We start from the raw sequence: 23497 nt of genomic DNA on the forward strand, positions 1-23497 counted from the left end.
CTTTTTAAGTGGTTTGTGTATATTCATTTATTGTGCAGAAGGTTTCGCAAAGGTCGTAAAGTTAAACGACTTAGCAAAATCTTTTTCTGTTTATCTGTAGCCTCCTGTCAAAAGAATTATGTTATGGGGCTATTTTGGTATTTAGAGTAAGCAAAATGCACTGTTCTGTGTCTTGTTTGTGTTTTAAATGATTGCATATTGTTATTGCTCTTTTATGCTGAAAATGACGAAATGTTGCAGTTTTTATGCAAAATACAATCTATCTGTTAGTTTTTAGGGTGTATTATCTTGCAATGATAAGAATATTCTTCTTCTTTATTGACTCTATTTTATTGTATATTTTATGACTGCCTTATTATTGTTCGGATACTCTATAAATCTGTATGTTCTGTCTTGTTAAATCAAGAGAATACGTTATCTTTGCAACCGAAATCTAAAAGGAGGTCCTGTAGTTCAACGGATAGAATAGAAGTTTCCTAAACTTTAGATAGGGGTTCGATTCCCCTCGGGACTACTTTCAGAGAAGCAATTATCTTACAATGGATAATTGCTTTTTTATTTTTAAATACAGTGTGAATAGAGTATTATGATAGAATGAACAAATTTTAGATAATATGCAGTAATTTGTATGAAACGTGATTGATTGTTTGACAATTGATTGCGTTTTGTTTTTTTGTATTATTTTTGTGCCTGCCATGAAATGTGTTTTATATCTATACTTTAAGAAAACCAGGAACATGATGTACCGACTTATATTTTATTTGTTCTTTTTGTGCAGTTCATTAGCTGTGAATGCAAATTCCACTTATTTTGCTCATGAGCGTTTTGAAAAATTCGGGATACAGGATGGACTTTCCAGTAGTAAGGTCTTTGATATAAAACAAGATAAGGATGGGTATATCTGGTGTGCTACGGATGAAGGATTTTGCCGTTTTGACGGGATTGACTTTAAAAGTTACAAATGGTCATTGGGTAATTCTTTAGATTTTACCAATCAGCAGTCTCTTAAAATATGCTGTGATAAAAGCTGTATCTATGTCGGCACAAACTTTGGTCTGTTAATGTATGATGTAGAGACAGACACCTATAAAATTCTAAAAAATAATACGCTTCAGCCGGGGAGGGATCTATATTCTGTCCGTTCGATAATAAAGAGAAAAGAAGGAGGTTTGTGGATAGGTACCTATGGAGACGGAGTCTACTCCTTTGATCCTGAAACCGGTTCTTTCAATCGTTTTTATTATCAAGCTTCGGATGACCGTGTCTTGAGTTTATATGAATCGAATGATGGACTACTATATGTAGGTACACATTTCGGTGGGCTGGATGTTATTCATTTGAATACACGTTCAGTAACCAATTATAGCGTACAAAATCATAATTTTCCGGATAGCCAGGTGGAAGCTATTTCTCAGGATTCTTATGGAAATATCTGGATTGGAACCTGGAAAGGACTGCTACGCTTTGTAAAAGGGAAGAAAGAGCCGGAATTGATAGAATTGGATGAATTGAAAGATGCGAAAGTAAATTGTATAGAAGAGAATAGATTAGGGCAGCTATGGATTGGCACAGAATATTTTCTATGCTCCATTAAATTGAAAACGGGTGGAGAGGAAATAAAGAAAACAGATATCAAATTCTATTATGAATCGGAGACGGAAACAGGGTTGTCTTATAAAACAATCAGGTGTGTGTTGAGTGATAAGAATGATAATTTATGGATTGGTACCTATGGTGGTGGAGTGAATTTTGTGAATCAGCATAAACAGAAGTTCAATTATATCACAAGTGATATTCTTCTGACAAACAGCCTGTCCTATAAACATGTTTCTTCTTTTAGTGAAGACAGGTATGGTAACCTTTGGATCACTACTGATGGTGGGGGCATTAATTATTGGGATATCGGAAATAATACATTCAAGGAGATCACTGCTAAGACGGACGGATATAATTTAAGTGATGATGCAACTCTATGTTCATTGATTGATTCGGACAATGATCTTTGGGTCGGAACTTATAATTGTGTTTTGAATAGGATGAAAGATGGAACAAAGAGGTTCATTCATTATACATATCAGAAAGATAATTCTAGTTCACTTTTACATAGTGACTTGAGTTGTTTGTACGAAGATTCCAAAAAGAATATCTGGGTAGGACAGCGTGCCGGACTGTCTTATTTTGATAAGAAAAATAGCTCTTTCCATATCGTAGAACCATTGAGATGGAGTCCTGTAACTGCACTTCAGGAATATAAAAATGAATTGATCGTCGGAACTTTTGGCGGTTTGTATAAGTATGATTATGAGACTGGAAATGTCGAACCGTTTAGTTCTAAATTAAAGAATGTACAGGTTAATTCTTTTCTGTTTGATAAACATGGAAACATGTGGATTGGTACAGAAGGACAGGGCTTATGGGAGTATACCGTAAAGACCGATTCTCTGACGATATACGGACAAGCAAATGGGCTGAACAGTTCTATTGTGCGGGAGTTAATCTTGGTGGGTGATGAACTGTGGATGGGAACAAATAAAGACATTGTGAAGATATCTACGGAAACAAAAGAGATCGATTCTTATAGTGCATCTGATGGAGTTCAGCCAGGAAGTTTTTTAAAGAATTCGGGATTAATGATGAAATCGGGAATGATTGCTTTGGGTGGTACGGAAGGGATGAATATTTTTGATCCTTCTGTTATTATGAAAGATAAAACTCCGGTTTCGGTTGTTTTTACTGATTTTTTGTTATTCAATCAGCATGTTGCAATCAGGAGTGAACAGAATCCGGATTCACCTTTGGTCAAAAATATAAATTCTACTGATAGAATAGAGCTGAACTATGATGAGTCAGTTTTTACTATAGAGTATTTGGGGATTAATTATTCCTCTCCGGAACGTATTCAGTATGCCTATTTTTTGAAAGGTGCAGATACGGAGTGGAATAAAGTTGGTACTATGCGTTCTGTTACCTATCGGAATTTGAAGCCTGGTAATTACTGTTTTATGGTAATGGCATCTTCGCCTTCTGGAAATTTTAATGAAGATAATGTACGTACTTTGTATATTCTGGTAAAACCACCTTTCTGGCAAACATGGTGGGCTTATATCATTTATTTTGTTTTATTATTGGGTCTTTTATATCTGTGCTGGAATATTGCTATGATGAAAATCAGAGTCCGAGATAAGATAAATTATGAACGATTGGAGAAACAGAAACAAAAAGAGTTATATCAGGCCAAATTACAGTTCTTTACAAATGCTTCGCATGAGTTGAAGAATCCACTCACTTTGATTCTGGCACCACTGGAGAAATTATTATTAGGAGAGACAGATAGTAAGAAGAGGTATTTACTGTCTCTTATAAAAAGAAACACGATGCGGGTGATCAAGAACGTGAATGAAGTAATTGATATCCGTAAGATAGATTATGGGCAACTAAAACTTAAGGTAAAGGAGATAGATGTAGTCTCTTTTTTTAAAGAAATAACTGATACATTTGAAGGAGTAGTGGAAGACAAAAACATCAATTTTGTTTTTAATACAAGTGCAGATCGGTTGATTGGCTGGGTTTCTCCTAAATTTATGGACAAGATTGTGTATAACATTCTGTCTAACGCTTTTAAATATGTGAAAGATTATGATGAGATTGTGATGAATGTCTTTGTAGAACGGACTGATATAGGTAATTTGTTGCATATTGAAATATCGGATACAGGTATTGGCATTGATAAAAAGGACTTGAAAAAGATATTCGATTGCTTCTATCAGGTGGAATTGAATGATAAAAATATTGTGTATCCGGGTTCGGGTATTGGACTGTATCTGGTAAAATCTTTGGTAGATTTACATAAAGGGCATATTTCTGTTGAGAGTGAATTGAATGTTGGTTCCAGGTTTGCAATTGTTATTCCATTTGATAAAGCAAGTTATTCCAAAGAGGAGATAGCTGATACTGATAAGAAAGACGAGTCTTATGTTACGTTCGTTAAAGAACCATTGCAGGAAAATACAGAGATAATTGAGGAAAAAACAGAAGAGAAGAATGTTAAAAAATATAAGATTCTTGTTGTAGATGATGAGGCTGAGATTCGTGATTTTCTTGCTCTGGAATTGCGTGAAGAATACGAAGTATATACAGCAGCAGATGGGGTGGAAGGATGTGAAAGTGCATTGAGTTTTATTCCGGATTTGATTATCAGTGACATTATCATGCCGAATATGGATGGTATAGAACTTTGTGGGAAAATAAAATCAAATATAAACACGTCTCATATTCCAATTATTCTGTTGACGGCTAAAGAAACCCATGAGGATAGGCTGGTTGGGTTGGAAGTGGGAGCGAATTCTTATATACCCAAGCCGTTTGATATCCGGCATCTTCGGATTCGCATCGAACAACTGATCAAATATCAGGAGGTTGTTAAAGAGAAATTTATGAAAAAAGTGTCTCTTGTATCCGGTGAGGAGCCGGATGCAGGAACAGCACCTGCGGCATCCAATGATGATATTCTGATACAAAAGATTATAAATTATATCAATGAAAATATTTCTGATCCTGATATAAAAGGAGAGAGTATTGCCAATCATGTGGGGATGAGCCGGATGAATCTTCACCGGAAACTGAAAGCGTTAGTTGGGCTTTCTTCCGGAGATTTTATCAGAACGGTTCGGTTGGAGAATGCGAAGAAGGAGTTACTGAATACAAATAAAACAATTACGGAGATTACTTATGATCTGGGTTTTTCTTCCCCTTCTTATTTTTATATTTGTTTTGTGAAGAAATTTGGTGTATCTCCTACTGAATTTAGGGGGCAGCATGAATCTCCGGTATAAGAGTAAGATCTTCAACATCCTGTTGCAGGCTATTCTGAGCGGGATGTTACAGCATATATACAGTATGTTACAGTAGCTAATCTTTTATAGTTGGATATGTTCTATGTTTGCAGAAAATAAATCTGAAAACATGGGAAATTACACTATTGGAGTAGATATTGGAGGGAGTCATATCTCCTCTTGCCTAGTTAACTTGCAGGATAAATCGATCTTGGAAGAGTCTATAAAATCTCAAAAAATCAATAGTCAGGATTCTGCTCAAAGGATTCTGGAACAATGGGTATGCTGTCTGAAGTCCACCATCTCTTCAATAAATGAAACTCCTGTAGGAATTGGATTTTCTTTCCCAGGACCTTTTGACTATGAAAAAGGAGTGTCGTTGGTTGAAGGAGTCAATAAGTTTGATAAACTGTTTGGATTGGACTTAACCTCTTCACTTATCTCCCGGTTCCGGAGGATGAAAATAAGCAATTTCAGGTATGTGAATGATGCCGGAGCATTTGCTATAGGTGAAGCTTTTGCCGGAGTGGTGAAGAATCATAAGCGAGTGATGGCTCTCACATTGGGTACCGGACTGGGTTCCGGGTTTGTGGTAAACGGACAATTAATAACGACGGGAGAGTCTGTTCCGCCCAATGGATGGGTCTATAATCTAACGTTTGAAGATACTATAGCTGATAATTCTTTTTCTACACGTTGGTTTTGTAACCGATATGAAGCATTGACAGGGATGCGGATTGAAGGAGTACGTGAAATTGCAGAAAAGATTGGTACTGATATTTACAGTAAGCAGGTGTTTGAGGAGTATGGCTATCGTTTGGGGAGTTTTATTATTCCTGTTTACACTAGATTTAAAGGGGATATCATTGTTTTGGGAGGTAATATCTCAAAAGCTTATCCTCTTTTCAAAGAATCTTTATTGCAAAGAATTCGGGAAGAAGGGCTGGATATGCCCATATCAGTCTCTTCGTTACAAGATAATGCGGCAATGCTTGGTGCTGGTCTTCTTTTTATTTGAAAAATAACTTTTAAAATATGACAAATATGAAATCATTGAGAAAAACATCTCAGATTCTGCTTCCTATGCAGAAAGAGAAAAACCTGACGGCGGGTAGTTATGATATATATCCTGTTCATTCAATAGCAGAAAATCAAATTTTTGTAGGTTACCGGAAACTTGCCGAAGCAATTCGTAACGAACGGAATGTGATTATAGACGGATACGCAGGAATCTTTTTTGATGAAATAAAAACTCGTCTGAATGAGGTTTTAGCTGAGTTGGATGTAGAAGTAACCTGGTGGAATATAGATGCCGCCCTAAAAACGGAAGAAGAGATTAATGATTTGGTTACACCCTATTTGGGAGGTGACGATCCTATTTTCGGAAAACGTTGTGACCTGGAGCTAAAAGATCTTTTCTGTATTGGAAAATTGTCTAAAATTCACCCCGATTCATCTGCTTCCCTGAATATACTTATAGGTTGTGGGGCAGCTTTAGCCGGTTGGAAAGGGAAATTGATTTATATTGATATACCTAAGAATGAAATTCAATTTAGGGCACGTGCCGGGAAAGTGACAAATTTAGGGGTAACAAAGGTCGTGGCTCCCAAAGTAATGTATAAACGTTTCTATTTCGTAGACTGGGTACTTCTTAATAAACATAAAAAAAATATTTTCCCGGATATTGATGTGATGGTTGACGGACAACATTTGGATACTATCACCTGGATGCAAGGAAATACTTTAAGAGAAGGATTGAAAGTGATGGGACAGGCTGGTTTTCGTGTTCGTCCCTGGTTTGAACCGGGTGCCTGGGGAGGGCAGTGGATAAAGGAACATATAGAAGGGCTGGAAAAGGAAGTACCTAATTATGCCTGGTCTTTTGAGCTGATTGTGCCGGAGAATGGTTTGTTGTTTGAGAGTTCCGGGAATATGTTGGAGGTATCGTTTGATTCTTTAATGTATGTAGCCGGAGAGAATGTGGTTGGTACAGACTGCTACAATGAATATGGCGATGAGTTTCCGATACGGATGGACTATCTGGATAATTTTGATGGTGGGAATCTCTCTATACAATGTCATCCCAGAAAAGAGTACATACAAAAAAACTTCGGGGAGGTACTAACTCAGGAAGAAACTTATTATATTACAGACTGTAAAGATAATGCCGTGGTTTATCTGGGTTTTCAGGATAATATTGAGCCGGCCGAGTTTGAGAAGGCACTTACAAAAAGCTTTGTTGAAAATACTCCATTGGAAGTTGATCGTTATGTGCAATCATTACCTGCAAAGAAACACGAACTGTTTTTGATACCTCCCGGCACTTTACATAGTTCCGGCCGCAACAATCTAGTTCTTGAAATAAGTACTACTCCCTATATTTTTACATTTAAAATGTATGATTGGCTGGCGCTTGACTTAGATGGTACTCCTCGTCCTTTAAATATAAAAAGGGGGATGGAGAATTTATATTTCGACCGTTGTGGAGAGAAAGTACGGAATGAATACGTTTCTAAGCCTGCCTTATTGGAGAAAGGAAAAGACTGGGAATTATATCATCTTCCTACACATCCAAATCACTCTTATGATGTACATCGTGTACATTTCAAATCGGAAGTAACATTGAATACAGCGGGTAAGTGCCATGTATTAAATCTGGTGGAAGGCGACTTTATCTATATTGAGATCTCCGGACAAAAGAGAGTACGGTTGAACTATGCTGAAACATATGTGATTTCTGCTGCTGCCGGAGATTATAAACTGAGCTGCGGTTCTCAGCGTGAGGCAATGGTGGTAAAAGCATTTATGAAGTAATAGGGCAGGGGGAAATAGTATGAAACGTACGCAGGTAATAGCATTACTACCAGTTTTGACCAGTTTTTTTGTGATGGGGTTTTGTGATCTTGTGGGGATAGCATCCAACTATATGCAATCTGATTTTTCTTTGTCTGAAACCCAAAAGAACTTTTTACCTTCAATGGTTTTTATCTGGTTTTTTGTGTTTTCGGTTCCGTTTGGTGCCTTTATGAATCGGGTGGGTAGAAAAAACACAGTTCTGATTAGTCTGGGTTTTACAGCTTTAGCCATGCTATTGCCATTGTTGGATTATTCGTATGTATCTTGCCTGACTGCGTTTGCATTGCTGGGTATTGGGAATACAATTTTGCAAGTTTCATTGAATCCGTTATTAATGAATATTGTGGATGAAAATAAATTGGCCAGCAGTTTAACTGCAGGTCAATTTATTAAAGCCATATCCTCTTTTGCCGGACCTATTGTTGCCGTTTGGGCGGCTGGCTTTTGGGGAAACTGGATTTATATGTTTTCCGTTTTTGCTCTGATAACACTTATTGTTGGTTGTTGGTTGCTATGTACACCTGTCCCTAAAGAGGTCACGAAGAATACGATTTGGTCATTAAAACCCTATCTGACCTTATTGAAAGATAAAACGATCCTTTTGTTGTTTCTTGGAATCGTTTTCATTGTGGGAGTAGATGTCGGCCTGAATGTAATGATACCTGGTTTCTTAATGGAGCGCTGTGGTATGGAGTTAAGTGAAGCCGGTTATGGTATTAGCCTATATTTCGTATTTCGTACCATTGGTGCCTTTCTTGGAACATTTATATTGGCACGCTTTTCCGCTATAAAGTTTCTTCGGCTTAGTATGATTATCACGCTATGCGTATTTGTTTTTATGCTTTTTGTGTCCGAAAGTCAGATGCTTCTGGCCATTATAGCTATTGTTGGCTTCTTTTGTGCAAATGTGTTTAGTATCATTTTCTCAAAGGCGTTACAACTCTATCCCGGTAGTGCCAATGAACTTTCCGGATTGATGATTATGGGAATATCGGGTGGGGCGGTTGTACCACCATTGATGGCGGTCTTTTCTCAATGGACTGGTAGTTTTAACGGTTCATTGGCGATAATCGGACTTTGTATTGCTTATTTGCTTTACTGTTCTTTTGTACTGAGAACCGAAAATAGAAGTATTGACTGATTTTCAGACAAATGTTACAACGAATAGAAGAGTTGTTACCAGAGTGATTTATAGAAAAACACATTCTGCATACTTTTGTGACATGTAAAAATCTTATTATTATGAAAATAAAAAAAATCCCACTGTTGTGTGTCTTATTCATTTCTTTTTTGGGAATTGCCTGTGATAAGGATGATAACATTGATTTATCCGGCTCCTGGCAATTGATTTCGCAAACCTGGAACGGCGAAGAGCAGGAACTTGATGAATGTGCGAAAGGCAAATTATTGTATTTTGCAGAAAAAAATGTTTGCTATCTCTATCTACCCTGTGAACAGAAGGATTTAAGAACCGCCTGGAATTATGACGGTGACAATCGAATTCTGAATATTTCGGACTTATTACCGATAACTTTTTATGTAGAAGAACGGTCTGATAACAGATTAGTTTTAAAACATTACACCTATTCTGCAACCGGACAACTGGATACTTATATAGAGACTTATAAAGCAGTCGAAACTGTATTGGAAGATGGTAAACTGAGGCTGAAAGAATCATATTAATAAAATATTAAGATACTATGAATAAATATCTGTTAGGTTTAGTATTTCTACTGTTCATCTTTTCTTCTTGTTCGAAAGATGAGGATTTTGCAAATGAACTGCCGGGATATTGGAAACAAGTTGCGGCTTATGACGACGGAGAACTATGCAGTACTGATAAAGAAAATAACCTTTCTATCCTGTTTGAGGCAAATGGAGTGTATCGAATGTTTGATCCTTGTGCTGAAAAAGAACATGCCGGGACATGGCTTGTGACCGATGAGGATTGGTTAACAATGTCCATGGATAAAATTGCAGGTAAAAATACGTCTGATGGTTCGTACCGTTATACTCTGGTCACGGTCCGTTTTACAATTATCCGATTGGACGGAGATGAAATGGAACTTCGTATAAAGACTTTCCTGGGAGAACGAAAGAAGACAGTTATGTTCTCACAAATGGAACAGGATTCTCAACCGGCTACCCCCGAAGAAGCCTTGGAACTGGATACCAAAAATAAAGAACTGCATACCTATACTTATCAGTTTAGAAGAATTCATTAAAATATAATATTATGAAAGGATATGCTATAACGCTTTTATTATTCTTTTTTTCGTGTGCAATATCGGCACAGGACCTGGTAGTGAAAGGAATAGTATTAGATAAGAATACTGGAGAACCACTGATCGGTGCTACCATTTTGGTGAAAGATACTTCTATTGGTGTTGTTACTGATCTGGATGGTAACTTCACTTTGAAGTTACCTAAAAAAAATGTACAATTAGTAATTAGTTATATAGGTTATGAGGCTCAAACTATTACCCCACAATTCGGAAAGAAGATTAAAATTGAAATGGGAGGGGATTCGGCTGTGGCTTTAGATGAAGTAGTGGTGGTGGCTTTTGGTACTCAGAAGAAAGAATCGATGGTAGGTTCCATTTCTACGGTAAAAAGTAAAACGCTTACCACAGTTCCTGCTTCCAACCTAACACAATCGCTTGCCGGTAAAGCTTCCGGTGTGACGATTGTACAGAGTTCCGGCGAGATTGGTCGTGATGAAGCGGATATATATATACGTGGAAAAGCGACATTTGCCAATGAAAATACAAAGCCGCTTATCGTAGTGGACGGTATTATACGTGAAAGTTTTGCACAGATTGACCCAAACGAAATTGAAAGTATAAATATCCTGAAGGATGCCTCGGCTACTGCCGTTTACGGTGTGAAAGGAGCGAATGGTGTTATTATTGTTACTACTAAAAGAGGAGTAGCCGGTAAACCGGAAGTTTCGATTACATCGCAGGTTGCTGTGAATGTTCCTATACGTTTGTATAAGCCTTTGGATGCTTACCGTTCGGTATTATTGCGTAATGAGATGCTGAATAATGGTGGGCAGCAGGCTGAATACAGCTCAACCGATCTTATGAAGTACCGGACAAAGGTATCTCCATATACTCATCCCGATGTAGATTGGATGGATGAGATTATGAAGTCCGGTTCTGTTCAGCAGCAGTACAATGTGAATGTACGTGGCGGAACAAAATCAATGCGTTATTTCGTTTCTGGTGGATTCTTTAATCAGAACTCTCCGTTTAAGGGAGATGATATAACCAATTACAATCGTTATAATTTTCGTTCGAATCTGGACTTTGATATTACAAAGGATTTAAGTGCATCCATTAATATTGGTGCTCGTATCGAAGACAGGCATTACCCCACTTCCATGCAATATAGTAGCTGGGATATCTATCATGCCGCTATTGCTAATTCCGGGCGTAAATATCCTGCTTTCAATATGGATGGTTCTTACGGAGGCGATAAAGATTACTCAAATATACACGCTTTGATCCGTGATTCCGGAGAATTTAAAGAAAATCGGAATGTGCTGGAAGCCGGTCTGAACGTCACTTATAAATTGAACTGGCTTCTCCCGGGACTTGCCGTCAGAGGACAAGTGGCTTATGATGACGACAGTAAACATGGTAAAATCTATCGGAAGAATGTAGCTCTTTATCAATATCTTTATGCTACGGACAGCTACATTATGCATGGAGAAAATCGGCCGTTACGCTGGGACTGGCAGTATGTGGATAACTTTCGGAAGATTTATCTGGAGGGAGGGTTGACCTACGATCGTGAATTTGGAAAACATAATGTAAGTGCATTGTTTCTTTTCAACAGGCTTTCTCATGGAAATAATGTCGATTTACCTTATGCCAGTCAAGGTATGGTCGGACGGTTTGTATATGGGTACGATACACGCTATCTTGCCGAGGTTAACTTTGGCTATAATGGGTCTGAAAATTTTGCCAAAGGAAAAAGATATGGTTTGTTCCCTTCGTTTGCCCTGGGTTGGGTTATCTCAAACGAGCCTTTCTATAAAGAGTCGGGCATGAGCAAGATTGTCAATAGTTTAAAAATCAGAGGCTCTCTCGGATGGGTTGGCAATGATCGGGTTTGGGCGTACGACCCGGTAGCCAATTCCAGTGCGGAAGCACGTTTCATTTATCTTCAGCAGTATGAGTATGTAAACGTTAGCAACACAGACAATACATATATTTTTGGTATCGGTGATAACCGTATAGAAGGCGTACGTCAAGGGCGTGTTGCCAACAAAGATGTTTCCTGGGAAAAATCCAGAAAACTTAATATCGGTTTGGAAGCCGGACTGTTCAACAACGCATTGACGTTTAATATCGATTATTTTCATGAAAGAAGATCGGATATTCTGACTCAGGTACAGACTATGCCGGCATTTGTAGGAACTACTTTCTCTCCGGCTAATCTCGGTATTGTGCAGAATCAGGGCGTAGAGTTGGAGGTAAATCACAGTAAGTTTATTGGTGAGGATTTCTCGTATTCTATCAAGGGAAACATGAGTTTTGCACGGAATAAAGTCATCAATATGGGGACTCCTCTTGGAGTTTTACCTTATCAACGGGCAGAAGGATATCCCATTGATACACCTCTTAAGCTGATTACTCTGGGTTATTTTCAGGATTACAACGATATTGAAAGAAGTCCTTCCCAGTTAGCTCTGGAAGGAAATACGGAGGTACATCCGGGCGATTTGAAGTATAAGGATATCAATGGAGACGGTGTGATTGATCGTGCTGATTTCGTAAGAACCGGTTATCCTTTGGTTCCCGAAATTCAATATGGTATCAATCTTTCATTGTCTTACAAAGGGTTCGATGTCGGAGTTCTGTTTCAGGGTTCTACCCATGTCTCTTTTGATAAAAATTGGGAAGCTATGTGGGCATTCTCTAACGGAGATAATGTGTATGACAAACATTGGTCCTATTGGACGCCCGAAATGGGAGATGGTAATGCCAAGTATACTCAGTTGTACGGTAAATACCAGAATAATGAAGCCGGAGCCGATTATACATTATCCGACGGAAGTTACATTCGTTTGAAAAATCTGGATGTCGGTTATACTATTCCCAAGAAGCTGACCGAGAAAATTTTTATTAAGAATGTCCGGATTTATTTTTCCGCACTTAACCTGGTTACTTGGGCTAAAGAACCTTATCTCGATCCGGATAATCGAAATAACAGAGCTGGTAATATGCCACCGATGAAAGCTTACAATTTTGGTTTAAATATTAATTTCTAGGGTATTATGAGAACATATAAAATATTCTTCTGTCTGCTGGCCATTTTCTTTTACGGATGTGATGATTATTTGGACAGAGCACCAGACCTTAATCTGGATGAAAACAAAATATTTAGTAATTACGAAACTGCCTATAAGTTCCAAGCTGATATTTATACCAACCTTCAGAAAGGATTTAATGTACTTGGAAGCTTCGATCCCGCTCCCATAGCCTGCGCTACGGATGAAGCCGAATCTCGTTTTGGTTGGAATACCAGTAATTCGTTTAATGTCGGTTCCTACGATGACGTGGATAATTGCATTTCCCGCAATTATGAGGGAATACGTAAAGCCAATATTTTCTTGTCCAAACAAGATATCATCCCTTTCCCAAATCAGGAAATGAAAAATAGGTTGATTGGAGAAACTTTGTTCCTGCGAGCTTTCTTTTTCCATGAAATCATAAAAAGATATGGTGGAATGCCTATTTTGAACGATAAGATATTATATCCGAACGATAAGCTTGAACTCCCCAGAAATAGTTATATGGAATGTGTAAATGCCATATTGAACGATTTGAAGAATGCTATCGGACTATTGCCTGTGACAGTAAATGAAAATGAACAAGGTCGGGTAACCCGAGGGGTAGCAATGGCACTTAAGTCACGGGTATTATTATATGCGGCCAGCCCGTTGTGGGATAAAGAGAATACAAATCCTGACAAGTGGAAATTGGCTTACGAAGCGGCAGGAGACGTAATAAACCTGAAAGATGAAAATGGAGTTCCGGCATATCAGTTGTTTAACCGGGGCAATGGGGCTTCTGACTATGAGAAAGTCTTTTTGCTACGTCCGGATGAGGGAAATACGGAGGTGATATTTTGGTACAACAATGTTCCGGTCGGATTCAGTAGTAGTGAAATAAAGGTATGGGCACCTTCCGGTGAAGGATTTGGCGGAGTAGGTGCTGTTGCTCCGACACAGAATTTTGTCGATTTGTATGAAATGAGTAATGGCAAACCGATAACCGATGGTACTTCCGGTTATGATTCCCAGGACCCTTATAAGAATAGAGACCCTCGTTTTTATAAGACAATTATTTATAATGGCTGTGTGTGGCAGGGAGTTACAGCGGAGTTGTATATGGGTGGTAAACACCGCCTCTCTAAAGAGAAATGCCGTACGGGTTATTATGTACGAAAATATTTGCCGGAGAGCTTAACTGAAAAATCATCGAATAAGGCTTATCATAACTGGATCTATTTCCGTTTGGCGGAGATCTATCTGAACTATGCGGAGGCTTTGAACGAAAGTATGCAAAAACCGTCTTCAGATGTATATGATGCTGTGGAAGCAGTGCGTACACGAAGCGGTATGCCACTTTTACCTCGTAATTTATCTCAAGCAGAAATGCGGCAACGGATTAAAAATGAAAGAGCAGTGGAACTTGCCTTCGAAGAGCATCGTTGGTGGGATGTACGTCGGTGGAAAGACGGAGAAGAATGTTTCAACGGCTCCATGTACGAAATGGAGATAACGAAGAATAGTGACAATAGCTATACCTATAATAAAGTGGTTTTCGAAGAACGGATTTTTACGGATAAAATGAATCTATATCCTATTCCGAAGAGTGAAATGGATAAGAATGCTCTATATCAACAAAATCCCGGATGGAATAATTATTGATTATACATATAAGATATGTAAATAGTATTAATTGAAAATGAGTAAGAATATGAAATATAATATCGGGCATTTATCTTTCAAGCTTTTAAGTCTGCTTTTTATGACAATGGCTTGTTATTCTTTTCCGGCTTTTTCACAAGAGAGCAAGAATGCAGCTCGACAGGATACGGTCAGAAGTAAATCGGATGATAGAAAGTATCTGCAAACCTCGGCTGTGTCGACCATTAATTATTCGGATTTGGATAAAGCATCCGTTTCTAATCTGGAAAATGCATTGACTGGAAAAGCTTCCGGATTGACTGTGCTGCGAAAATCGGGAGATGAACCGGGGAATAGTCTTTCGGATATTTATATACGTGGTATCGGAACTTACGGACAATTCCGCTCTCCTCTATTTCTGGTTGATGATGTCGAACGGGATATTAGCCAAATGGATATTGAAGAAATCGAATCTGTTTCTATATTGAAAGACGGAGCAGCCAATGCCCGGTATGGTCAAAGAGGAGCTAACGGAACCGTCTTTGTCACCACCAAGAGAGGAATCGTAGGCAAACCGGAAATTTCCTTAACGGCTCAGTATGGATTTCAGCAGCCTGCACGTTTACCGGATTTTTTGTCTTCCCGCGAGTACGTTTCCTTATACAATAAGGCGTTGCAGAATGATGGGATGTCTGTTCCTTCCGATGATAGATACAATCCGGAAATGTACAACGGAACCCAGAATCCTTATTTGTTTCCGGATGTAGACTGGTATTCTTCCTTTCTGAAAGATAATACTCCGCAACAACAATATAAAGTATCTGTCCGTGGTGGTACGGAACAGGTCAAATACTTTGTATTATTTAGTTTTTTATGGAAAAACGGACTCTATAAATATTCGGATGTAAATTCCGGATTTAATACGAATGTGAACTATAACCGTTATAACATTCGCTCTAATATTGATGCGGCCGTGACGAAATCACTTGATATCTCTTTAGACCTCGCCGGTAGGATAGAGGATAAGAACATGCCTAACAGCAGCTCTTCTGATATATTCAATGTTTTGTCAACCATTGCACCTAATGCAATGCCGATTGTGTATGAAGACGGAAAAATTGCGGGAACCTCACAGTACAGGCAGAATCCTTACGGTATGATATCCCATACAGGATATCGTAAAGACCGGAATAAAGTTTTGCAGGTAAAGGCTCAGGCACGGCAGAGATTGGATATTGTAACGAAAGGATTGGATGTCCGGGCAATGGTTGCTTTTGATGGAGTTTCCGGTTATGGTACGGGTAAGACAAGCAACTATGCTACTTATGAATTGCAGAGAGATAACACTTATTCTGTATACGGAGAAGACAAGCAATTGTCGTTAGCTCAGGAAAAATTATATGATTATTATCAGTATCAACTCGCTTTCGATGCAGGTTTTTCGTACGGACGTACGTTCGGAAAGCATGAAGTGCTTGCAGATATGCGTTATTATCAGTCTCAACTGTTTGTGCAGGGTGATAATCCGGCTTATGCCCGTCAGGGAATGAGTGGGAAGGCGACTTACTGTTTTGATAAAAGATACATCGGGGAGTTCAGTTTTGCTTACGACGGTAGCGATGAGTATGCACCGGGACATCGGTTTGGTTTCTTTCCCAGCGTATCCGGAGCGTGGATTATTTCTAATGAATCATTCTTTAATAAGAATGTTGTCAACTATCTTAAGTTGAGAGCTTCTTATGGAGAAGCCGGAAACTGTAAAACCGGTTTTGAGCGCTATGCTTATCAATCGCATTGGTCGGGATTCGATCAATCCTACGGGGGATATATTTTCGGTAGTGGTTTTGCATGGAGCGATGGTGCGTGGGAAGGACGGTTGGCAAATCCGGATTTGACCTGGGAAACGACACGTAATGTGAATGTAGGTATCGATTTCGAACTGTTCTCTAAGTTGTCCGTATCGGTAGACGCTTTCTGGCATAAACGTACGGATATTGTTTCAGAGAAACAAAATACTTCTTCCTGGATTATCGGTGCTCCGTTTCCATATGTAAATATAGGTACGGTAGTCAATCGGGGTATGGAAGTCTCATTGACGCATAATAACCGGATTAATAAGTTCGGATATTTCGTTCAGGCGAACATTTCGTTGGCAAAGAATAAAATTCTGGCTATGGACGAAGTGGAAGGATTGAAAGAATATCAGAAAAGAACAGGAAAGTCTGTTTCTCAACTTTGGGGATTAGAAGCACTCGGATTTTACATGAACGAAGAAGATATCAGGAACAGTCCTATTTCTACATTTTATAAAATTCGTCCCGGAGACTTGAAATACAAGAATCAGAATTCCGGTGAAGATAATCATATAAACTTGTATGATGAAGTGCCCATTGGCAAACCGACTGTTCCGGAGATAACTATGGGTTTATCATTAGGTATTGATTATGCCGGATTCGATTTTTCGGCTATGTTGTCCGGAGTTGCCAATCGTTCGGTATACCTGAATAATGCTGCTGTTTGGGCTTTACAGAATAATAATAAGGTAACGGCTTTGGCCTATGGAGCCTGGGAAAAAGGAGTACGTGAGGCCGATGCAACCTTTCCGCGTCTGACTACCGAGAACAACCTGAATAACTATCGTTCTTCTTCTTTCTGGATTAAGAATGGTAATTTCTTAAGGTTGAGTAATGTAGAAATCGGATATCAATTACCTAAATCACTTTTGAAAAAGGTAAATATCAAACAACTTCGTCTCTATGTGAACGGACAGAATTTACTTACTGTGGATAAACTAGGCAAGTATGATGTCGATCCGGAGGTGGTTGATGCCGGTGTAACAGGATACCCGGTGATGCGTTCATTTAATATTGGTGTAAATCTGAAATTTTAAATCTTGGACTATATGAAATACATATCTAAATTATTTTTGTTGCTGACTTTGTTTTTGAGCTCGTGCAGCATATTGGATAAAGACATAGATACAAATCTGGACAAAGATGATATTTTTACAGACGAGCGTTTTGCCCAGGGTTTTCTGAACAGTACTTATCGGGAATTGATGAATGGTTTTAACAGACTTGACAATGCTATGTTCGCGTGTGCTTCGGACGAAGCAATATGTTCTTATTCGGGATCGGCTGTTCATGGATACAACAATGGGGCTATCACTCCTTTCTATAATCCGGAAGAAGAAGTTTGGAAAACAATGTACGCAGGTATCCGTAAGGCAAATGTGTTTTTGCGGGAGTTGGATACAACTATTAAAGATGCCGGCCTGATTGATAAAAACGAGCAATCGAAAGCTACTTATACACGTATGAGGGGGGAAGCTTTATTTCTGAGAGCTTTTTATCATTTTGAATTGGCTAAACGTTTTTCAAATATTCAGTTAATTGACAAAGTATTAACTGAAGAGGAAGCAATGTTTGTGAAACAATCTACATTTGCGGAAGCAATTGAATTTATAGTTAAGGACTGTGTGAATGCTGCAACTTATTTAGATAACTTTAATAAGGATGCAGCTGAATACGGACGGGCTACTTGTCTGTCTGCTTTAGCATTGAAATCCAGAGCCTTACTTTATCTTGCCAGTAAATTGAATAATCCTGCTGGAGATAAACAATTGTGGAAAGATGCAGCTGATGCCGCTAAAGAAATTATGGATATCCAAGTAAAAAATCCTTCTCGGGTTGGCTTGCTAAGTGCTTACTATTCTGTATTCACTACGCCTTATAATAATGAGATATTATTTGCTACCAGTTCGGAAAGTTCGAATGAAATAGAATTGTATAATAATCCGATCAGTTACGGTGGTAAAGGATATACTAATCCTACGCAGGAATTAGTAGATGCTTATGAAACGACAAAGGGATATCCTATTGATGACCCCCGTTCCGGATACAATCCAGAAAATCCCTATAAGAGCCGTGACCCACGTATGGAGTATACTATATCTTATAACGGATTGAAGTTTAGTGGTACTCCGATTGAAACTTTCGTTGGTGGTAAAGACGGATTGAACAAAACTCCTACAGCTACAAGAACGGGATATTATATGCGCAAGTTTATCGATCAGAACCTTGATCTCTCGAAAGACCAAAAGCGTCGTCGTCCATGGATATTATTTCGGTATGCAGAAATTTTACTGAATTATGCCGAAGCAATGAATGAATATTTGGAAGCTCCTGACCAATCGGTATACGATGCAGTAAATCAGATAAGAAAAAGGGCTAAAATTCCTCAGTTGAATATACGTATGGAATTGTCCAAAGAAGAGATGCGCGAACGTATCCGGAATGAACGGAGGGTGGAACTGGCTTTTGAAGAGCATCGTTTTTGGGATGTCCGGCGTTGGAATGAAGGGAATACTTATTTTAACCGGCCGATTCATGGCATGCGAATCACGGTGAATGGTGAAGAAATAGAATATGAACAGTTTGTGGTCGAAGAGCGGATGTTTGAAACAAAAATGAATTACTATCCTATTCCTCAGTCAGAACTACAGAAAAATGGAGGGTTGGTTCAGAATCCGGGATGGTAATAATGTATGTTGAATGAAATTTAATAAATAAAATATGAATCTGCAAAAAAGAATATGGATTATAAGCATGTCGATAGCCGCAGTGTTTATGTCTTCCTGTGAACGGGATTTGAATAAGGGTGTCGATTATTACTCTCCGCAGGCAGATATCGCTGTAGATACTTTTGAGGTGGACAGGGGAGAAACTATAGAGATAAAAGCATTGGTGAGGGACGATAGCGGCATTGCTTATCTGGCATTGGAATATGCGAACTGGAATCTGAAAGATGAACAATCTTTCGATGAAGGCAACAGGGCATCCGAATATGGATATGCATATAATGTAAAAGTTCCTTTGGATGCTTTATACGAATGGGAAGAAATATACACAAAGCACGATGGTACCCAATTTACCATTAAGCAACGTTATCATAAACTCTCTTTGACTTGTTATGACGGAGTTAAGAATAAGAATATTTTTTATTTCTATGTAAAAGTGAAGTAATATGCGAATAAAGTATAGATTGACAATACTGTTGTGTTATTTGTTTGCGGCGTTTCAGGTAAATGCCGATGAAAAAGAACCGGTGGATTACGTAAATTGTTTTATCGGAACATCCAACTCCCGATGGATGTTGGGGCCGTATGCACAGATGCCTTTCGGTATGGTACAAATAGGTCCGGATAATCAGGGAAACCGATGGATGGGAGGATATGAATATGCAATAAACAGCGTGTCGGCATTCAGTCATATACACGCCTGGACCATGGGCGGACTTTCTATGATGCCCGCTACTGCTGATTTCACAATTGAGAATCCCGGACCTGATTCTCCTTACAAGGGAGCTAATGCGGGATATCATTCCCGTATTCTGAAAGATACGGAAAAAGCATCTCCGGGATATTACGAAGTGGAGTTGTACGATCATCAGGTAAAGGCTGCAATGACGGCAACTACTCGTTGTAGTTTCCAAAAATACATTTTTCCGGATTGTGAAGATTCCCGAGTCTTAATAGATCTTTTGTTTCCTACCGAATGGGATTACGGATTCTCTGTGAAAGATGCAGTTATCGAGAAGATCAGTAATACCCGGATTGAAGGATATGCGAAATGCGTATCTGGAACTTGGAGTAGCTGGAATGATTGGACACTCTATTTCTCTATCCGTTTCAGTAAGCCGTTCGACTCTTTTAATGGTTGGAAAGATACGGAAATAATAGAGAATGTAGGCGAGATTTCCGGTTCAGGTGAGATGGGTGCTTACGTTACTTATAAAACAGCGGATAAAGAAGAGATTTTGGTACAGACCGGTTTATCGTTGGTTAGCATGGAAGGAGCCCGGTTGAATTTACAAGAGGAGGTGGCGGAACCCTTCGGATGGGATTTTGATGCCTGTGTAAATAATGCACGTCAAACCTGGAATAACCTGTTGGGAAAGGTCAAAGTAGAGGGCGGTACTGAACAGGACAAATGCAAGTTTTATACAAATCTGTATCGTGCGTATGCAGGTAAGCAAACCTGGAATGACATAGACGGAAAGTATAGGGATGCTTGTGAAAATATACGGCAGCTAAAACCGGGAGAGGCTGTCTATGGCGGTGATGCATTCTGGAATTCATATTGGAATCTGAACGGATTATGGTCTATTCTTTCTCCTGAGATTATAGATAATTGGGTTACGACCCAGCTAGAGATGTATAAGCATACGGGTTGGACCGGTAAAGGGCCGGCAGGTATCGAGTATTCCGGTATTATGGAAGGTTCGCATGAAGTAGCTTTGATGGTAGCTGCATATCAGAAAAAAATACGTAAGGACGGTGAAGATATTTATAAGGCTATTTATAAAATGGTTACCAACCCCGGTGGAGAACATCCTTGTGGAGGAACATACGGACAGATTGATCTGGATGCTTACATTAAGTATGGTTATATGCCGAGTGAGATCAATGTTGTGTCTAAAACACTGGATTATGCTTATGATGATTTTTGTGTAGCCCAACTGGCAAAAGCACTTGGGAAAAAGAAGGAAGCTGCTTTCTTGGAGACCCGCTCCATGAATTATAAAAATGTCTATCATCCGGAGTATAAATATGTATGTTGCAAAGATTCGTCCGGTAATTGGGACAATCAGTTTGATGTATTTTCGAATGTGGGATTTATTGAAGGTAATTCCTGGCAATATTCCTGGTATGTACCTCATGACATTGAAGGATTGATTGAGTTAATCGGTAAGGATAAAGCGTTGGAACGGTTGTCCGAAGGATTTGAAAAGTCACGGAAGCACAACTTTGCAGCGCATGTATTTGACCGTACGATGGGACAATCTGCCGAATTTTACATCAATCAGGGAAATGAAGTGAATATGAACTCCGCCTTTATATTCAATTATTTGGGTAAACCGGCTTTATGCCAGCAATATACGAGAGAGATACTTGATAGCTTTTACGGTGATTCTCTTTATAAAGGTTGGGAAGGTGATGAAGATGAAGGACAGATGGGGGGATGGTTTGTAATGTCCGCTATGGGGCTGTTCGAGATGGATGGGGGAGTAACTTCTGCTTCAGAACTTGATATTACTTCTCCTTTGTTCAATAAGATTACAATTACTCTTGATCCCCGATATTATACGGGCAAAGAGTTTGTTATTGAGGCTTTGAATAATTCACCTGAAAACCGTTACATCCGTAGTGCCCGGTTGAATGGTAAACTGCTGAAGAACTTTCGTATTCCATTCAGTGCGATTGCGAATGGTGGAAAGTTGGTTCTTGAAATGGGAAACAAACCTTTATAATTGGGAGAATTGATTTATGAAAGATTGGAGATTTATTGTTTGTTGTTTACTGTTTGCCACGATTACCGGTGGGTTATCTGCTGAGGCCGATAACAGATGGATGGGCGAAAGAAACCGGATTGTTGTGTTGGCTCGTTTTCTTGATGATCCGGATTTTGATGAATCCGGTAGTTATTATGAAGAGTTTTTCAATGGTGCCGGAGAGATGTCGGTCCAGTCTTATATACGTACTGTATCGAATGGTAAATTGAAGGTGAACACATCTGTTTTTCCTGTACCCGGTCAAGATACTTCGGAACGTTCTTATGAATTGAAATACTGTTTTTACTGTTACGACAGTACTTGGGCAAAGAGTTTCCCTGAATGCAGGGGAAAGGATATCAGCGCAGGGCTTGCAGATGTTTCTATCGGTTTTATTATAAAAGAACTGGCTGAAAAAATAGCGGCGAAGATTGATGGAGATGTTTATGATAAAGACGGTGACGGATATATCGATGATTTTGTAATCGTTTTCCGGGGAGGTGGCCGGGGAATGGATAAAGGAGTGCATTCTCCTCAGACTGGAGAGCTTTCCGACCGTTACATTCAGGCAAACGGAGATATTGAACTGGGTGGAAAGAAAATCAGAGACTATACGATTCTTTATGAGCGGAATTCTCTGGCTACCCATTGCCGCTATCTGTTGAATAAGCTGGGATTCCCTTATTTATACCGTTCCCGTTCAGAGTATCCCCGTCCGGTTGGCATGTGGGATGTAATGGATGGGCCTGGATTAACTCTCCCTTTGGTATACAATCGTTGGAAATATTCGGGTGGTATGTGGGCGGAAGAGATTCCGGCAGTCAGAAGTAACGTTACTTATACATTAAATTCTGCCAATAAACCGACAAATAATGCCTATAAAATTCTTACTGACGATCCGAATGAATTCTTTGTTCTGGAATACCGCAATAATCAGAATGTTTATGAACGCAATTTACCGGAATCCGGATTATTGATTTACCGGGTAAATACTACACAAAGCGGTTCTGTTGATCGGATTCCGGAATTTTATGTATTTCGCAAAGATGGCGGACTTAATGAGACAGGGGATTTGAATGCTGCCTTGTTCTCGGATGTAAATGGTCGAAATTTGTTTGATACAACTTCTAATCCGTATCCATTCATCAGTAACGGTGAATTGGCCGAAATTGTGATCTCAAATATTAAGGTAGAGGGAGAAACTCTGACTTTTACTACAGGGGATTTGCCCAGTTCAATAGAGGAAGTGAATTCTTCGGCCCAATTCAAGCTCTATTATAATCGTGATACCAAATTGTTGTCCGTGGTTGGTGATTGGGAAAATGTCTGTGTAAAAGGATTATCAGGGGTGGAATTAATATCTGAACAAATACCATTGGGCGGTGACTGCCATTCTGTTAGTTTATGCGGTTTACCAAAAGGGTTTTATTTGGTGGTTGTTAGCAAGGACGGCCATTCTGAAACTCGAAAGATACTGCTTTGAATTTATAAGCTATATTCAATCAGTAAATTATAAAAAATGTATGCTTTATGCTTCTGAAGTATTTTTTTA

13 protein-coding genes and 1 tRNA gene are annotated in these 23497 nt (G+C 39.0%); all 14 read left to right on the forward strand.

Going from position 1 to position 23497, the window contains the following annotated elements; all coding sequences use genetic code 11:
- The first annotated feature begins 442 nt into the window (after window positions 1-442).
- The 14 genes from VCM39_RS01380 (at window position 443) to VCM39_RS01445 (ending at window position 23428) form a co-directional block, all read left to right on the forward strand.
- Window positions 443-514: transfer RNA gene (locus VCM39_RS01380), tRNA-Arg, on the forward strand.
- A gap of 223 nt (window positions 515-737) precedes the next feature.
- On the forward strand, window positions 738-4832 hold the full coding sequence (locus VCM39_RS01385; RefSeq protein ID WP_221649112.1) for a hybrid sensor histidine kinase/response regulator transcription factor: 4095 nt from the start codon (window positions 738-740) through the stop codon (window positions 4830-4832).
- A 130-nt stretch (window positions 4833-4962) separates the two neighbouring features.
- Window positions 4963-5850 (forward strand): ROK family protein, encoded by an 888-nt coding sequence (locus tag VCM39_RS01390; protein WP_221649113.1) that lies wholly within the window; start codon window positions 4963-4965, stop codon window positions 5848-5850.
- Between the two features lie 26 nt (window positions 5851-5876).
- Complete coding sequence (locus tag VCM39_RS01395; protein ID WP_221649114.1) at window positions 5877-7646, forward strand: class I mannose-6-phosphate isomerase; 1770 nt, start codon at window positions 5877-5879, stop codon at window positions 7644-7646.
- 19 nt (window positions 7647-7665) lie between these two features.
- Window positions 7666-8829 (forward strand): MFS transporter, encoded by a 1164-nt coding sequence (locus VCM39_RS01400; protein WP_221649115.1) that lies wholly within the window; start codon window positions 7666-7668, stop codon window positions 8827-8829.
- Window positions 8830-8930: 101 nt separating this feature from the next.
- On the forward strand, window positions 8931-9371 hold the full coding sequence (locus tag VCM39_RS01405) for a lipocalin family protein (protein ID WP_221649116.1): 441 nt from the start codon (window positions 8931-8933) through the stop codon (window positions 9369-9371).
- A gap of 17 nt (window positions 9372-9388) precedes the next feature.
- Entirely contained in the window at window positions 9389-9913 is a 525-nt protein-coding gene (locus VCM39_RS01410) for a hypothetical protein (protein WP_221649117.1), read from the forward strand.
- A gap of 11 nt (window positions 9914-9924) precedes the next feature.
- Window positions 9925-12969, forward strand: coding sequence for a TonB-dependent receptor (locus VCM39_RS01415; protein ID WP_322932442.1), 3045 nt, complete (start codon window positions 9925-9927; stop codon window positions 12967-12969).
- Between the two features lie 6 nt (window positions 12970-12975).
- Complete coding sequence (locus VCM39_RS01420; RefSeq protein WP_221649119.1) at window positions 12976-14634, forward strand: RagB/SusD family nutrient uptake outer membrane protein; 1659 nt, start codon at window positions 12976-12978, stop codon at window positions 14632-14634.
- A 49-nt stretch (window positions 14635-14683) separates the two neighbouring features.
- Entirely contained in the window at window positions 14684-17503 is a 2820-nt protein-coding gene (locus tag VCM39_RS01425) for a TonB-dependent receptor (RefSeq protein ID WP_322932443.1), read from the forward strand.
- Between the two features lie 12 nt (window positions 17504-17515).
- Entirely contained in the window at window positions 17516-19153 is a 1638-nt protein-coding gene (locus VCM39_RS01430; RefSeq protein WP_221649121.1) for a RagB/SusD family nutrient uptake outer membrane protein, read from the forward strand.
- A gap of 34 nt (window positions 19154-19187) precedes the next feature.
- The gene (locus VCM39_RS01435) at window positions 19188-19637 is read left to right on the forward strand and encodes a hypothetical protein (RefSeq protein WP_221649122.1); all 450 of its coding nucleotides are present in this window, start codon (window positions 19188-19190) and stop codon (window positions 19635-19637) included.
- 1 nt (window position 19638) lies between these two features.
- A complete protein-coding gene (locus VCM39_RS01440) occupies window positions 19639-21924 on the forward strand; it encodes a GH92 family glycosyl hydrolase (RefSeq protein WP_322932444.1) in 2286 nt (761 codons plus the stop codon).
- Between the two features lie 16 nt (window positions 21925-21940).
- A complete protein-coding gene (locus VCM39_RS01445) occupies window positions 21941-23428 on the forward strand; it encodes a hypothetical protein (protein WP_322932445.1) in 1488 nt (495 codons plus the stop codon).
- Window positions 23429-23497 lie beyond the last annotated feature (69 nt).

This window comes from Bacteroides mucinivorans (genome assembly GCF_034654355.2).
GTDB classification, from domain to species: Bacteria; Bacteroidota; Bacteroidia; order Bacteroidales; family Bacteroidaceae; genus Bacteroides; species Bacteroides nordii.